The organism is Aurantiacibacter gilvus (assembly GCF_038289935.1).
Lineage (GTDB): Bacteria > Pseudomonadota > Alphaproteobacteria > Sphingomonadales > Sphingomonadaceae > Alteraurantiacibacter > Alteraurantiacibacter gilvus.
This window is the reverse complement of the sequence record NZ_JBBYHV010000001.1, coordinates 1,218,487-1,231,683: the sequence shown is the minus strand read 5'-3', so window position 1 is coordinate 1,231,683 and position 13,197 is coordinate 1,218,487. Positions and strand designations below refer to the sequence as shown.

Below are 13,197 nucleotides of genomic sequence, written 5' to 3'. Positions count from 1 at the left end.
CGCCTAGCGGCTGCTGCGGATTTGCACCAGTGCGGTTTCCAGCATCACATCCTCGGCGCTGCCGATCCCATTGGGGGCAATCACGAAATCGGGCACTACTCCCCGCGTCGACCGATCGCCGGATGGGCGAACCATGTAGGCCTTGGGGTAGACTATGCTGGCACCGGAATGTGGCAAGGTGAAGCTTTCGACCGCGCCATAGGTTGTCGGCACGTCTGAAGTCTCCTCACCCATGATCGTCGCGATGTCGAGGTCCTGCATCAGTGCTGCGACCACTGCGGCGTTGGAATAGCTGTGCTGGTTCACCAATACCCAGACCCGCCCACGGAAGGCATTCTCTAGGATCGGCTGTGTTTCGGGGAGGTCGATCACCACCCGCTCGCCTTCCTCTGCCAAAGCAAGCGCAGCCGCGATCCGGCCAGCCATGCTTTCCGGATCGCCTTCCCAATCGGCCCAAGCGGCCTTGGTATTGGCCCCGGCGCGCACCTCATAGTGTGAGGCATAGCGATAGGGTTCGTTCACGAGGCGAGCAATGATGAGGTCGGAAAAGCTTGCGTCACCGCCGCTGTTGTCGCGCAAGTCGATCACCAGGTCGCTGGCGCCGCTGGCCGCAAGACTGGCAAAAGCTTCCTCCACGAAAGCCCGGAATGGTTCTATCGCATAGGCTTCGCCGTCTTCGCCGCGCTCGGCTTCGCTAGCGAAGAAGTGGCCTGGTTGGAGGTAATAGATCCCGTGGCCAAGATCGCGATGGATACGTGCGCTCGGACGGCGATCGGGGCGCGGCAACGCCCGCTCTGCCTGCATAGCATACATCTCGTTCAGACCCGTGGCTTCGACTTGTTGGACGCCGCTGCGCCCGTCGGGAGTGACGTAGTCAACTTGCAAGCTGTCGACCGGACCGAAGACAAGATAGAGCCAGGCCTGCAGGCCCAGTTCGATCTGCGAACGCAGCAGGCGGGCGCTGTCTGCCGAGATGATCTGTTTCGCGCGATCCTCAAACTCGGGCACGGACAGGCCACCTAGTGCGGTGATCTGAGACCCCGGCGGCAGGGCATCGCCCTCGCCCACCCAGTTGTCGGTAAGCATCACGTCGTCGCGATAGGTAATCGACAAGGGAATGATCGTGCCACCGGCACCGACATGGGCAAAGACGTCTGCCATGGCGGCTTCGGTCTTGGCATGGCCGACATTGCCGAAGGCCATGACGGCGTGCAGCATCAGGTGGAAATCAGCACGTTCGACAGGCCCATCGATTCGCTCTAGCAAGGTTTGCACATGGGCAGCGTATTCCGCTTCGCTGCGACGGGCGAACAGGTCGACATGTTCCCGCTGCAAGCGGTCGTAAAGCGTCGTCAGATCTTCGCGTGCTTCTTCCTCTGTGTAGCAAGTGTCGCAGAGCGGGGGTTCCTGCGCTGCAACCGCGGATGCGGAGAGCAGGCAGAATGACGCAAACAGGTTGCGGATGAAACGATTTTGCATCCCTGGGTCACTAGGGCCTCGAAATTGGCAGTCAAGACGCCTAATCGCACTCTCATGACTCACCAGGTACACATCATCGGCGGCGGCCTCGCCGGAAGCGAGGCAGCATGGCAATTGGCGCAGCGCGGCGTGCGCGTGCGCCTGTCGGAAATGCGCGGGGGTGGCGGGGAGACCCCTGCCCACCAGACGGACGGCCTTGCCGAGCTGGTCTGCTCCAACTCCTTTCGCAGCGATGACGACACCAAGAACGCGGTCGGCCTGCTGCATCACGAGATGCGCCGGCTGGACAGCCTGGTCATGCGCGCAGGCGAAGTGGCCCGCGTTCCTGCGGGCAGCGCCATGGCAGTGGACCGCGACGTTTTCAGCGCCGAGGTGCAGAAAGCGCTGGAAGAACACCCCAACATCGCAATCGTGCGCGAGAAAGTGGACGAGCTCCCGTCCGAAGGCCTGACCATTGTTGCCACAGGCCCGCTGACGGCCGCCAGCCTGGCGCAAAGCATCGTGAAGGCGACCGGCGAGGACCGGCTCGCCTTCTTCGATGCCATCGCTCCCATCGTCCACCGCGATTCCATCGACATGTCGAAGGCGTGGATCCAGTCACGCTGGGACAAGACCACCTCTGCCTCGAACGAGGATGGCGACTACATCAACTGCCCGATGACGAAGGAGCAGTACGAAACCTTCGTCCAGGGCCTGCTCGATGCCGAGAAGGGCGAGTTCAAGGAGTGGGAGGCCGATACCCCCTACTTCGATGGTTGCATGCCGATCGAGGTCATGGCCGAGCGCGGCGTGGAAACCCTGCGCTTTGGGCCGATGAAGGGCGTCGGTCTCGACAACCCATACGACCGCACCGAAGTGCATCCGCAGGGCCGCTGGCCCTATGCCGTGGTGCAGCTGCGGCAGGACAACAAGCTCGGCACGCTGTGGAACATGGTCGGTTTCCAGACCAAGATGAAATACGGCGCGCAGGTGGAGCTGTTCCGCACCATTCCGGGCCTCGAGAATGCCGAGTTCGCGCGGCTGGGCGGCATGCACCGCAACACCTTCATCAACTCGCCCATGCTGCTGGACCGCCAGCTACGCCTGAAGAGCGCGCCGCATATCCGCTTCGCCGGACAGGTGACGGGCTGCGAGGGCTATGTCGAAAGCTCCGCCGTGGGACTGATGGCGGGCATGATGGCTGCGTCGGAGCTGTCCGGCGAGGACTGGGTCGCGCCGCCCGCGACGAGCGCCATGGGCGCGCTGCTCAGCCATATCACCGGCGATGCCGGGGCGAGCGACTACCAGCCGATGAACATCAACTTCGGGCTATTCCCGCCAATGCACGATGTGAAGAAGAAGGCCCGAAAGGAGGCCTATACGTCGCGCGCCAAGGCCGATTTCGGCGAATGGCTGGAGGGCCTGCGCGTCCCTGCCTAGTCGTGGTCGGCGCCCGCCTCCAACGTGGCTCTGCTAGCAGTTGCAACCCGGAGTTCGACGCGGGGTCGGGGCGCTGGTGGCGAATTCGGCCTGGGTCAGCTCGTTATCCTCGTCAGCGTCCATTTCCTCGAACCGCGTGGAGGTGGTGATGGCCCATTCCTCGAAGGTGAGCAGGTTGTTGCCGTCGGTGTCGAGCCGCCGGAAGGCATCGGTACGGGTCGAGAGCATTTCGTTGCGAGTGATCTTCAGGTCGCGGTTACGATCATAGCGGAAGAAACGGCGCTGCTCGCGCGTCAGCTCGCTGGCCTCCGGCGGATCCGGTCCCTCGAGGTCGGCGATATCGGCGCTGGGCAAGGCGTTGGGATCGGTCGGCTCCGCAGCCGGTTCGGGAGGCGGTGCGCCCTGCTCCACTTGCGCCCGACCCTGCATCCAGAACAGGCCCACCGCGACCAGTACAAGAGCCCCAAAAGCACCGAGAATGACCTTTTGCATGCGCAATTCCCCTTGGATTGGGGTAACTTACGCTAACGTCCTAGAATTCCAACCCGCATGGCGGTGAGCATGGCGGCGGGGCCGTGAAGAAGTTGCTGCTCCGCCTTGCTCTGGGCTCGCCGTGCCAGCGCATGGAGGACAGCCAGCGGCCTGTGGGATGCGGGCAGCGCGGGCCTGGTCCATGGCGCCGAGTGCGCGCGCTCCGCCGTCAATTCCTTCTCTTCCGGGTCGGAGAGGTTGGCGTTCAGCTCGAAATAACCGACTTCCACAGCCGCGCCTCGCACGGTCGCCTGCTCGTTATCGTCCAGCTGCGCGGTAGCCAGCCAGGCTTCGCCGCGCCCTTGCGCAAATTCGTCGATCGACGCAGCGCTCAATCGCTCGGCCAACAGGCCTTCCCAGCCATTGACCAAGCCAACCAGTCCTGCCGGCCTGATGTCCGATCCGGCTAGGAGCGCCAGTAGCGGTTCGCCGACAGGCCAGTTTTCCGGATTGTCGGCCAGCCTCTCTCTCCACCAGGCCAGTTTCATCTGTGCAATGATCGCTTCGCCATCAGCCCGCACGATCCCGGCCAGCCGGGCGTCCAGCGCAAGCAGGCCAAGCGTGGCATCGCGCGTCTGGCGCGGCGCGTAGGACAGCGCCAGTCGGTGCGCCAGCGGCAGGGTTTCGAGGAGATCGGTGGACATTGTCTTGGCGGCATCCAACACGACAATTCGCGGAGAAAGTCAAAGGCCTTGGGCGATGGCACCTCCCCAGGCGATGCGGTTGGGAAACACACTGCGCTCGGAACAGTGCCAAGAAGTTGTTAACTCCAACTCATTACATCCCTGAAACCACGCGGGTCGTAGTTGGGCGCCCAACGCTGGAAAAAGTGCAGGTGTAATCGATGATCCTCAAGTTCATGCGCGAAAAGATCGCCCATATCGCAGGCTGCAAGAGCGGTAACGCAACCATGATGGTTGCGCTGGGCATGCCCGTCCTGATCGGCGGTGCCGGGCTTGGCGTCGATATGACCCAATGGTACATGTGGAAGCGCGAGCTGCAGTTCGCGGTCGACCAGGCTGCCATCGCCGGTGCATGGGCTGCCGCTGACACGGAAACCGAGAGCACTTTCCAGACACGCGCCCTGCAGGAATTCGACGCCAACCTTTCGGTGACCGACGATTTCAACGCTGCGCCGACTATCCAGCTGGCGAACTTTGCGGGCGGTACAGACAACTCTGTTGCGGTTTCGGCCACGGCGACGAAGGAACTGCCCTTCACCAGCTTCCTGACTGGCGAGGCCGCCACGATCTACGCCTATGCCCAGGCCACCTTCGAGGAAGGCACGACCTTCACCAGCTGCCTGATCGCACTGGACGACGATGACGCGGGCGCCATCACCATCGGCGGTAGCTCGGTGCTCACCGCCAGCTGCGGCCTTGCCGCACTGTCGACCGACGACATGTCGATCACGGTGAACGGCGATCCGACTGTCGATGCCGGTTGGATCCTGTCCGCCGGTGGCGTGGATGAATGGTTCTACACCAACACCGACGACGTCATCCTGGAATATATGGACGGGCTTTATGATCCGTTCGCCAGCCTGTCGCCGCCCAACCCGACGGCATCGCAGATTTCGCGCACCTATACGTGCACGGCAGAGAACGACACGACCTATGCCGACGTCGATATCCGCACGGTAACGGACTACACCTACTGGGAGGGTCCGACGCGCAACAACGTCACGCTCTGGACCAACCCCTCGGGCCATGACGACAGCGATGTCACCAGTTCCAGTAACGATATCATCGTGCCGAACGACACGGTGGCCGGCACGACGACCGTGGTCGACGAAACCTGGCGCGACCTGGGCGGAAACGGGCAGACCAAGAAGTGGGAACAGCGCGTCCGCACGATCACCACGACTTATGACGACCTGACGCTGGTCGAAGGCGGTCTGGCAGGCAACGTCCGTCCGGGCACCTACACCGACATCCACATCTCCTGTAACACGGCATTCGCGCCCGGCGTCTACAACATCGTCGGCGGTACGCTCATCATCAACGGCCAGCACGAAGTAACCGGAGCAGGCGTGATGTTCGTGCTCTACGACGGGGCCTCCATCCAGGTGAACGGCGGTGCCGACATCAACCTGACCGCGATGACTGCGGCCGACCTGATGTCCGTCGGCGTTTCGCCCAGCGATGCCAACGATCTGGCGGGCATGCTCGTCTTCGAGGACCGCGATTCCGCTGGTGCAGGCACCAACGGCCAGAGCTTCAACGGCAATGCCAACACCGTACTCAACGGGACGTTCTACTTCCCTGTCAGCGAGGTGTTCTTCGCCGGTACGGCCAGCGTTACCAGCCAGTGCCTGATGATCGCCGCCAACAATATCACCATCACCGGTACGACCGACATGGAGACCTTCTGTCCGGCAGACTCTACCGAGGACACGACGGTCGTCAGCACCGAAGCTAAAGTGAGGCTTGTTGCATGATGTCGTCGCTTGCCCGATTCTGCCGACTTACCCGCGATGATCGCGGCTCCATGGCCATCGAGACCGCCTTCGTGGCGCCGGTGTTGCTGATGCTGGCGCTGGGTGGTTTCGAGGTGAGCCAGATGGTCTCGCGTCAGACCGAACTGCAAAGTGCTGCTGCAGAGGCAGCCGCCGTGGTTCGCGCCGCCGCCCCTGCGGATGCAGCGGAGCGCGATACGGTGCGCGACATCGTCGCGACCTCGCTTTGCGGCAATCGCACCCGCTCGGTAGTCGATGGTGCAGCAACCTGCGGCACGGTTTCGGTGTCGGTATCGCCGGTTTATCGCTGCGGCACCAGCACGGCCTACACCACGACTGCCGGTGCCTGCGGCGCGGCGCCGGAATATGCCTTCATCCAGGTAGATATTGCCGACAGCTACGTGCCCATCTGGGTCAACTACGGCATCGGCTCCGGCTTCGACTATTTCGTCAGCCGCACGGTGCAGATCGGATAGCTGGCATGCGCAAACTGACCTTCTTCCCCCGCATCCGCCGCGACGAAAATGGCGCTGCAGCGATCGAGTTCGCCCTGCTGGGCCCGGCGTTCCTGCTGATGCTGATGGGTGTGCTGCAGGTCGGCATGGCCATGCAGAACTACAACGCCCTGCGCAGCCTTTCCGCTGACGTGGCGCGCTATGCCATGGTGCAGTACCAGACGGGCAACAAGCTTTCGAATTCGCAGATCGAGACCTTCGCCGAAAACCACGCTCTGGGCGCGCCCTACCTGCTCGACCAGAACCGCGTGAACGTGGTGGTCACCAATGCTTCGACGCAGCGCGTCGCGGGTGCCACCGAACTGGAAGTCGTCGTGGCGTACCAGGTCGACAGCCTGTTGGGTTTTGCCGGAATAGAATTTCCCTTCATCACCTACACGCGGCCGATCTTCCTGCTCGACGAATAACGCCAGCCAGCCCCACAACTCTGTATTCATGCGACGCCTACAACGGCGCCGGCATTCTCCGCAACTAGGGCACCAGCCCGACTGGCCGGCGCCCTTGCCTATCAGTTGCTGTAGGTGACCTTCTTGACGGCCGCCACGACCTTGTCCTTGTCGATCAGCGCGAGCTTCTCGAGGTTGGCGGCGTAAGGCAGCGGCACGTCCTCGTTGCAGACGCGCAGCACCGGTGCGTCGAGATGGTCGAAACCTTCCTCCATGCACAGTGCCACCACTTCCGACGCGATCGAGCAGGTGGGCCAGCCTTCCTCGGCGATCACCAGGCGGTTGGTCTTGGCCAGGCTCTCGAGGATGGTGGCGGTATCGAGCGGACGCAGGGTACGCAGGTCGATGACTTCGGCATCGATGCCCTGCTCGGCCAGTTCCTCCGCCGCCTCCAGCGCCACACCGACGGCAATGGAGTAGGACACGATCGTGACGTCAGACCCTTCGCGCATGATGCGCGCCTTGCCGATTGGCAGCACGTGGTCGTCCAGCTGGGCGACCTCGAAGCTCTGGCCGTAGATCAGCTCGTTTTCGAGGAAAACCACGGGATCGTCGCTGCGGATGGCGGCCTTCAGCAGGCCCTTGGCATCCGAAGCATCGTAGGGCGCGATCACGATCAGGCCGGGCACGCTGGCGTACCACGGTCCGTAGTTCTGGCTGTGCTGGGCACCAACGCGGCTCGCCGCGCCATTCGGTCCGCGGAAGACAACGGGGCACCGCATCTGGCCGCCGGACATGTAGTTGGTCTTGGCTGCCGAGTTGATGATGTGGTCAATCGCCTGCATGGCGAAGTTGAAGGTCATGAATTCGACCACCGGGCGCAGGCCGCCCATGGCTGCACCCGTACCGATACCGGCAAAGCCGTATTCGGTGATCGGCGTGTCGATCACGCGCTTGGGACCGAATTCATCGAGCAGGCCCTGGGTCACCTTGTAGGCACCCTGGTACTCGGCAACTTCTTCACCCATGACGAAGATGCGTTCATCGAGACGCATTTCCTCGGCCATGGCATCGCGCAGCGCTTCGCGCACGGTCAGCTTCACCATGTTGGTGCCGTCGGGAATATCCGGATCGGAAGCGCGCGGCTTGGCAGCGGGCTTGTCGATATCCATCGGGTTGCCGTCACGGCCGACATCCTTGCCTTCGCCCTCGACGTCCTGCACCTCTTCGGCAGCGGCCGGGGCTTCGATATCGGAAGCATCCTCGCCCTCGCCGGCGAGGATGGCGATGACCGTCCCGACTTTCACCTCTTCGGTTCCCTCGGGCACCAGGATCTTGCCGACGGTACCTTCGTCGATGGATTCGAATTCCATCGTCGCCTTGTCCGTCTCGATCTCGGCCAGCACGTCACCGGAGGAGACGGTGTCGCCTTCCTTCACCAGCCACTTGGCGAGCGTACCCTCTTCCATGGTGGGGCTGAGTGCGGGCATCTTCAGTTCGATAGCCATGGCTCAATACTCCTCCACCAGGACATCGGTGTAGAGTTCGGCCGCCTCCGGCTCGGGCGAGCTTTCCGCGAAATCCGCTGCTTCCGCGACGGTGGCGCGGATGCCCTTGTCGATCTCTTTCAGTTTGTCCTCATCAATACCCACGGCACCGAGATCCTTCTTCACCCGCTCGATGGGATCATGGTGATCGCGCTGTTCCTGCACCTCTTCTCGGGTCCGGTACTTGGCGGGGTCGGACATCGAGTGGCCGCGATAGCGATAGGTGTTGCATTCCATCAGCACCGGACCGTTGCCCTCGCGCACGTGGGCAAAGGCAATCTCGGCAGCCTGGCGCACTTCGAGCACGTCCATGCCGTTCACTTCCAGGCCGGGAATGCGGAAGGCCGTACCGCGGCGATAGAACTCGGTCTCGGCGCTGGAACGCTTGACCGCCGTACCCATGGCATACTGGTTATTCTCCACCACGAAGACGATGGGCAGGTTCCACAGCGCGGCCATGTTCATGGTCTCGTAGACCTGCCCCTGGTTCGCCGCACCGTCACCGAAATAGGCAAGGCACAGGCCGCCGTCTTCGTTGTACTTGTGCGCGAATGCGAGGCCGCCCCCCAGCGACACCTGGGCGCCGACAATGCCGTGGCCGCCGTAAAACTTGTGCTCGGTGCTGAACATGTGCATCGAGCCGCCCTTGCCCTTCGAGATGCCCGCGGCGCGGCCCGTAAGTTCGGCCATGATCACCTTGGGATCAATGCCATAGGCCAGCATGTGGCCATGGTCTCGATAGCCGGTGATGACGCTGTCCTTGTCGTTATCGAGGGCGCTCTGCAGGCCGATCGCGACGGCTTCCTGGCCGATGTAGAGGTGGCAGAAACCGCCGATGAGGCCGAGGCCGTAAAGCTGGCCGGCCTTCTCTTCAAAGCGGCGGATCAGCAGCATCTGCTCGTAGAAATGCAGCAGCTGGTCATCGTCGGCCTTGAAGCGTTTCTGCTTGTCGAGGGCCTCTTGCAGGCTGCGCAGGGCGAAGTTGTCGCCGTCGTCCGGTTTCGCAGCGCTCTTTGCCGCTGCCGGTTTGGATTTGCCGCTGTTGGAAGCTGACGCCTTGGCCAAGTTGCATTCCCCATCTGTGCGCCATGATAGCGCTGTTCAATGTCGGGAACGCCTATAGGCGTGGTTGCGCAAGGGAGGCAACGCGACTTTTGGTCTATTTACCTATGTGGTGAATTTGTGTGAGCCGAAGTGCCGCAAGGGCTCTCGCTCAATTGATCGGCTCGAGCTCGACAATGTAATCGTCAGGGTGGGCGACGTTGAGATTGCCGCGCACCAGTTCGGTGGCAAAATCCGGATCGACATTGTTGGGATCGAGCAGGTCGACCCGGTTCTGCAAATCGTCGCGGCGTTCCTGCAACGCGGCGATACGCTGTTCGTGATCGGACAGGCGTGAATTCTGCTCGCCCCAGGCGAGGATACCCGAGGGTCCGATCAGCGCCATTCCCCCGATCAGCATCAGCACTAGCAGCGCAATCGTGTTGACGATCCGCTCCCTGATTATGTTCCGACGAGGCCCGATAGCATTCATGGTTAAGATAGAATCACAATCACCAAGGGGATTCAAGCAGATTCGTAGCGACCTTGCGGGCTGATCGATGTTTTCCAGACTGGTTGCACGAATCATCCAAACAGGTTACATTTGAAACTATGACTGACCTGTTTGAAAATCCCATCGGCCTCGACGGCTTCGAATTTGTTGAATTCTGCGCTCCTGAGAAAGGCGTAATCGAACCCGTGTTCCAAGCCATGGGGTTCACCCATGTCGCCTCACACCGCTCCAAGGACGTGCAACTGTGGCGGCAGGGACAGATCAACCTGATCATCAATTACGAGCCGCGCAGCGCGGCATGGTTCTTCGCCCGCGAACATGGCGCATCAGCCTGTGGCATGGGCTTCCGCGTCAAGGACGCCGCCAAGGCCTATGATGAATTGCTCGCCCGCGGTGCAGAGCCGGTGCAAGTCGAAACCGGCCCGATGGAACTGCACATCCCTGCAATCCGCGGCATCGGCGGTGCCATTGTCTACCTGATCGACCGCTATACCGACGCGGAAGGCGAAGGCCTGTCGATCTATGATATCGATTTCGAGTATCTCGACGGCGTCGAGCACTGGCCCGAAGGGGCCGGGTTCAAGGTGATCGATCACCTCACCCACAATGTCTACGGCGGCCGCATGAAATACTGGGCCGACTACTACGAGACGCTGTTCAATTTTCGCGAGATCCGCTTCTTCGACATCAAGGGCGAATATACCGGCCTCACCTCCAAGGCGCTGACCGCGCCGGACGGCAAGATCCGCATCCCTCTCAACGAAGAAGGCGAAGGCGGTAAGGGACAGATCGAGGAGTTCCTGCGCGAATTCAACGGCGAAGGTATCCAGCATATCGCCCTGATTTGTGACGATTTGCTCGCCGCCTGGGACAAGCTGAAAGAGTTCGGCGTGCCCTTCATGACCGCCCCGCCCGAAACCTATTACGAGATGCTCGACGAACGCCTGCCCGGTCACGGCCAACCTGCCGACGAGTTGCAGGCGCGCGGCATCCTGCTCGACGGCACGACCGAGGGCGGCCAGCCCCGCCTGCTGCTGCAGATCTTTGCCGAGGCACAGGTCGGCCCCGTGTTCTTCGAATTCATCCAGCGCAAGGGTGACGAAGGTTTCGGCGAAGGCAATTTCAAAGCGCTGTTCGAAAGCATGGAACGCGACCAGATCCGCCGAGGCGTGCTGGACGTGGAAGACGCCAAGTCGGTCGACGCCTGACAAGCCGGAAGCTTGGGAAAAGCGTCGTGTTGGCCTGTTCAGCGCGACGCAAGCCCCTTGCACCGAAACGCCTTCCGCGCCATCAGTCCGGCGACGAGAGGAGTTTTCCGTTATTATGACCGCGTTTCGCGCCCAATTTAGCGTACTTGCGATTTCCGCAGCCGCCCTGCCCCTCACCATGCTGGCAGCGCCTGCCGCTGCGCAGGTTAGCGACGAGATCGTGCTCAACATCCTGCGCAACTGCGCCGAGATCGACGATCCGACCGCGCGCCTGGCTTGCTACGACAACAATATCCGCGCCACTGGCGGTCAGCCGCGCAACTCCGTGCCGGGCGAAATGGCCGTGCCCAGTGGCGGCGCTGGTGCCCCGCTCGACACTGGCGGCCCCTCGGGTTTTGGCCGTGAGGATATCCGCACTCCGCAACGGTTCGAGACGCCGGCCGGGGAAATCGAAGAATTGCGCGCGCGCATTGCTGCCGTGTCCGAGCAACAGCGCGGCATTTATCTCATCACGCTTGAAGATGGTGCGCAGTGGCTGTTTACCGAGAGCGTGCCGTTCTCCTATCGCCCGCCGCGCGTGGGCGGCAGAGTCGAGATTGACCGCGCGTCGCTCGGCAGTTTCCTGCTGACCTACGACAGCCAGCCATCCGTACGCGTCCGCCGCGTCCGTTAAACTGAATGCATCGCCGATTTTCCTGACGAGGGCGAGGCTTCCCTAAAGGTGGCCGAGCTCGTCAAACGTCCGCTCCCGTTCGAGCTGGACCACGGCGTTGCGCCGCACCTTGTCGAAGATGGCCTGGAACCGCGCCCGCTCGGCAACCGACAGCGGTGCCGTGAGGAATGCGCCGCGCTTGCGGCTGGCTTCCTGGATGATCTCGAACAGGCGCTGGCCTTCAGCCGTGGGTGTAAAGCGGCCGTGGCGCCGGCCCGGCTGGCCGCTGCGGACGAGCAGGCCACGTTCGACCAGCGCGCCCACGGTTCGACCGGCCTGACTGTGGTCGCGGTCCAGCCGTGATACCAGCGTGTTCCAGTCGATCGGGGCATCCAGGGCCACTTCATTGAGCACCCAGGTCTCAAAATTCGAAAGCCCTGTCAGGCGTTTGAAAGCCAAGGCTCCAGACCTGCTGAAGTAGGCCGACAGGGTCATCAGCGGCGAAATGATGCGCCCGCGCTCGATAACCAGCTTGTGTCCGTTCCGGGGCTCATAGTCGGGATCGACAACGAACGGGTTGAGCGACTTGGTCTCGCTCTGGCTCAGCGCGCGTTCCTGATCGTAAAGCATCACCGCGCGATGCAGGAGCTTCTCGATCACTGCGAAGAAATCGGCCAATTCCGCGTCGGAAATGTCGAAGGTCAGTTCGCGGTTCCGCAATTCTGCCAAGCGCAACAGCCGGTCCGCCAGCGTTGTACCCTTGCGCGTCAGGCTGACAGGCGCGCGAATCTGGTCTCGCTCGACCATCTTGAGTTCGAGCAGTCGTTTTACCGATCGGCTGACCTGCGCCTTGTCGACGCCCACGGCGCTGGAAATGTCAGCGGGCACAAGAGCACCCTGGCTGCGCACGAGGAACAGGATGCGACGGTCCAGTTCGACGAGGTCGATTTCGCGCGCATAGGACAGCTCAGCGCTTTCGCGGACCTTGTAAAGCAGCTGCCACAGTTCCTGCTGGATCACGCTGGGCTGTGAATCCCCGGTAGCGCGCAAGGAATCCGCCTCCGGCGCGAGTCCGTTGAGGATGATCGAGAGGCGTGTATCAAAAGCTGGCGGAACCGAATTCCCGGTTCCCGTCACACCTTCCGTGGCGCGCGCGCCAAGGGCAAAGGACTCGACGATGCGCGTCGCTTCATCGGCCATGGGCCCGAGGAGGCTTTCCAGCAGTTCGGTATCGTTGCCTGGAGACTTGTCGGGCAAACCATTCGCATACACCGACTTGGCGTGGGCGAGCAGCAAGGCTCGCCATTGCGGTGTACTGCCTCCCTCCCCGGTTTTGGCGCGTGCTTTCTTGGCCTGGCTCATATCGCTCATTTTATTGCCTGCGACGGGTCCTAATTAACTTTGCTGGGTTTGAACAGTGATCGACATCAAAAGTTCGAGTACCGGC

General features: G+C 62.1%; 13 protein-coding genes. 6 read left to right on the top strand and 7 right to left on the bottom strand.

The genetic code is table 11. The features are described 5' to 3' along the window. Nucleotides 1-3: 3 nt before the first annotated feature. Complete coding sequence (locus tag AAEO60_RS06030; RefSeq protein WP_341672741.1) at nucleotides 4-1,479, bottom strand: S41 family peptidase; 1,476 nt, start codon at nucleotides 1,477-1,479, stop codon at nucleotides 4-6. A 54-nt stretch (nucleotides 1,480-1,533) separates the two neighbouring features. On the opposite strand from AAEO60_RS06030, the gene trmFO reads away from it, so the two are divergent. Beyond that, complete coding sequence (trmFO, locus tag AAEO60_RS06025) at nucleotides 1,534-2,898, top strand: methylenetetrahydrofolate--tRNA-(uracil(54)-C(5))-methyltransferase (FADH(2)-oxidizing) TrmFO (RefSeq protein WP_341672739.1); 1,365 nt, start codon at nucleotides 1,534-1,536, stop codon at nucleotides 2,896-2,898. A 33-nt stretch (nucleotides 2,899-2,931) separates the two neighbouring features. Here trmFO and AAEO60_RS06020 read toward each other — a convergent pair whose 3' ends face one another. Both AAEO60_RS06020 and AAEO60_RS06015 read right to left on the bottom strand, forming a co-directional pair. Continuing rightward, complete coding sequence (locus AAEO60_RS06020; RefSeq protein ID WP_341672738.1) at nucleotides 2,932-3,390, bottom strand: EF-hand domain-containing protein; 459 nt, start codon at nucleotides 3,388-3,390, stop codon at nucleotides 2,932-2,934. 32 nt (nucleotides 3,391-3,422) lie between these two features. Further along, entirely contained in the window at nucleotides 3,423-4,094 is a 672-nt protein-coding gene (locus AAEO60_RS06015; RefSeq protein ID WP_341672737.1) for an isoprenoid biosynthesis enzyme family protein, read from the bottom strand. A 179-nt stretch (nucleotides 4,095-4,273) separates the two neighbouring features. On the opposite strand from AAEO60_RS06015, the gene AAEO60_RS06010 reads away from it, so the two are divergent. Genes AAEO60_RS06010 through AAEO60_RS06000 form a run of 3 tightly spaced genes read left to right on the top strand, consistent with a single transcriptional unit; the run spans nucleotide 4,274 to nucleotide 6,809 of the window. Continuing rightward, nucleotides 4,274-5,869, top strand: a complete 1,596-nt coding sequence (locus tag AAEO60_RS06010) for a TadE/TadG family type IV pilus assembly protein (RefSeq protein ID WP_341672735.1) — start codon at nucleotides 4,274-4,276, stop codon at nucleotides 5,867-5,869. Beyond that, nucleotides 5,866-6,363 carry a TadE/TadG family type IV pilus assembly protein gene (locus tag AAEO60_RS06005; protein ID WP_341672734.1) on the top strand — a complete coding sequence of 166 codons (498 nt, stop codon included), beginning with the start codon at nucleotides 5,866-5,868 and terminating at the stop codon, nucleotides 6,361-6,363. The genes AAEO60_RS06010 and AAEO60_RS06005 overlap by 4 nt, the downstream gene beginning before the upstream one ends. Nucleotides 6,364-6,368: 5 nt before the next feature. After that, complete coding sequence (locus AAEO60_RS06000; RefSeq protein ID WP_341672733.1) at nucleotides 6,369-6,809, top strand: TadE/TadG family type IV pilus assembly protein; 441 nt, start codon at nucleotides 6,369-6,371, stop codon at nucleotides 6,807-6,809. Nucleotides 6,810-6,910: 101 nt separating this feature from the next. Here the strand turns inward: AAEO60_RS06000 and AAEO60_RS05995 are convergent, their stop codons facing one another. The 3 genes from AAEO60_RS05995 to AAEO60_RS05985 form a co-directional block, all read right to left on the bottom strand. Further along, nucleotides 6,911-8,296 (bottom strand): pyruvate dehydrogenase complex E1 component subunit beta, encoded by a 1,386-nt coding sequence (locus tag AAEO60_RS05995; protein WP_341672732.1) that lies wholly within the window; start codon nucleotides 8,294-8,296, stop codon nucleotides 6,911-6,913. A gap of 3 nt (nucleotides 8,297-8,299) precedes the next feature. After that, a complete protein-coding gene (gene pdhA, locus AAEO60_RS05990; RefSeq protein ID WP_423970094.1) occupies nucleotides 8,300-9,400 on the bottom strand; it encodes a pyruvate dehydrogenase (acetyl-transferring) E1 component subunit alpha in 1,101 nt (366 codons plus the stop codon). Nucleotides 9,401-9,548: 148 nt separating this feature from the next. Further along, the gene (locus AAEO60_RS05985; protein ID WP_341672730.1) at nucleotides 9,549-9,869 is read right to left on the bottom strand and encodes an FtsB family cell division protein; all 321 of its coding nucleotides are present in this window, start codon (nucleotides 9,867-9,869) and stop codon (nucleotides 9,549-9,551) included. 119 nt (nucleotides 9,870-9,988) lie between these two features. On the opposite strand from AAEO60_RS05985, the gene hppD reads away from it, so the two are divergent. Together hppD and AAEO60_RS05975 are read left to right on the top strand one after the other, a co-directional pair. Then, nucleotides 9,989-11,098: a 4-hydroxyphenylpyruvate dioxygenase gene (gene hppD, locus AAEO60_RS05980; protein WP_341672729.1), complete on the top strand. Its 1,110-nt coding sequence runs from the start codon at nucleotides 9,989-9,991 to the stop codon at nucleotides 11,096-11,098. 115 nt (nucleotides 11,099-11,213) lie between these two features. Next, nucleotides 11,214-11,771, top strand: a complete 558-nt coding sequence (locus AAEO60_RS05975) for a hypothetical protein (protein WP_341672727.1) — start codon at nucleotides 11,214-11,216, stop codon at nucleotides 11,769-11,771. A 42-nt stretch (nucleotides 11,772-11,813) separates the two neighbouring features. Here the strand turns inward: AAEO60_RS05975 and AAEO60_RS05970 are convergent, their stop codons facing one another. Beyond that, nucleotides 11,814-13,121 (bottom strand): MarR family winged helix-turn-helix transcriptional regulator, encoded by a 1,308-nt coding sequence (locus AAEO60_RS05970; RefSeq protein WP_341672726.1) that lies wholly within the window; start codon nucleotides 13,119-13,121, stop codon nucleotides 11,814-11,816. Between the last annotated feature and the right edge of the window lie 76 nt (nucleotides 13,122-13,197).

What these genes read in the sequence shown, in the direction of transcription:
- AAEO60_RS06030 (WP_341672741.1), bottom strand. Translation starts at nt 1,479, where the DNA reads ATGCAAAATCGTTTCATCCGCAACCTGTTTGCGTCATTCTGCCTGCTC.
- trmFO (WP_341672739.1), top strand. Translation starts at nt 1,534, where the DNA reads ATGACTCACCAGGTACACATCATCGGCGGCGGCCTCGCCGGAAGCGAG.
- AAEO60_RS06020 (WP_341672738.1), bottom strand. Translation starts at nt 3,390, where the DNA reads ATGCAAAAGGTCATTCTCGGTGCTTTTGGGGCTCTTGTACTGGTCGCG.
- AAEO60_RS06010 (WP_341672735.1), top strand. Translation starts at nt 4,274, where the DNA reads ATGATCCTCAAGTTCATGCGCGAAAAGATCGCCCATATCGCAGGCTGC.
- AAEO60_RS06005 (WP_341672734.1), top strand. Translation starts at nt 5,866, where the DNA reads ATGATGTCGTCGCTTGCCCGATTCTGCCGACTTACCCGCGATGATCGC.
- AAEO60_RS06000 (WP_341672733.1), top strand. Translation starts at nt 6,369, where the DNA reads ATGCGCAAACTGACCTTCTTCCCCCGCATCCGCCGCGACGAAAATGGC.
- AAEO60_RS05995 (WP_341672732.1), bottom strand. Translation starts at nt 8,296, where the DNA reads ATGGCTATCGAACTGAAGATGCCCGCACTCAGCCCCACCATGGAAGAG.
- AAEO60_RS05985 (WP_341672730.1), bottom strand. Translation starts at nt 9,869, where the DNA reads ATGAATGCTATCGGGCCTCGTCGGAACATAATCAGGGAGCGGATCGTC.
- hppD (WP_341672729.1), top strand. Translation starts at nt 9,989, where the DNA reads ATGACTGACCTGTTTGAAAATCCCATCGGCCTCGACGGCTTCGAATTT.
- AAEO60_RS05975 (WP_341672727.1), top strand. Translation starts at nt 11,214, where the DNA reads ATGACCGCGTTTCGCGCCCAATTTAGCGTACTTGCGATTTCCGCAGCC.
- AAEO60_RS05970 (WP_341672726.1), bottom strand. Translation starts at nt 13,121, where the DNA reads ATGAGCGATATGAGCCAGGCCAAGAAAGCACGCGCCAAAACCGGGGAG.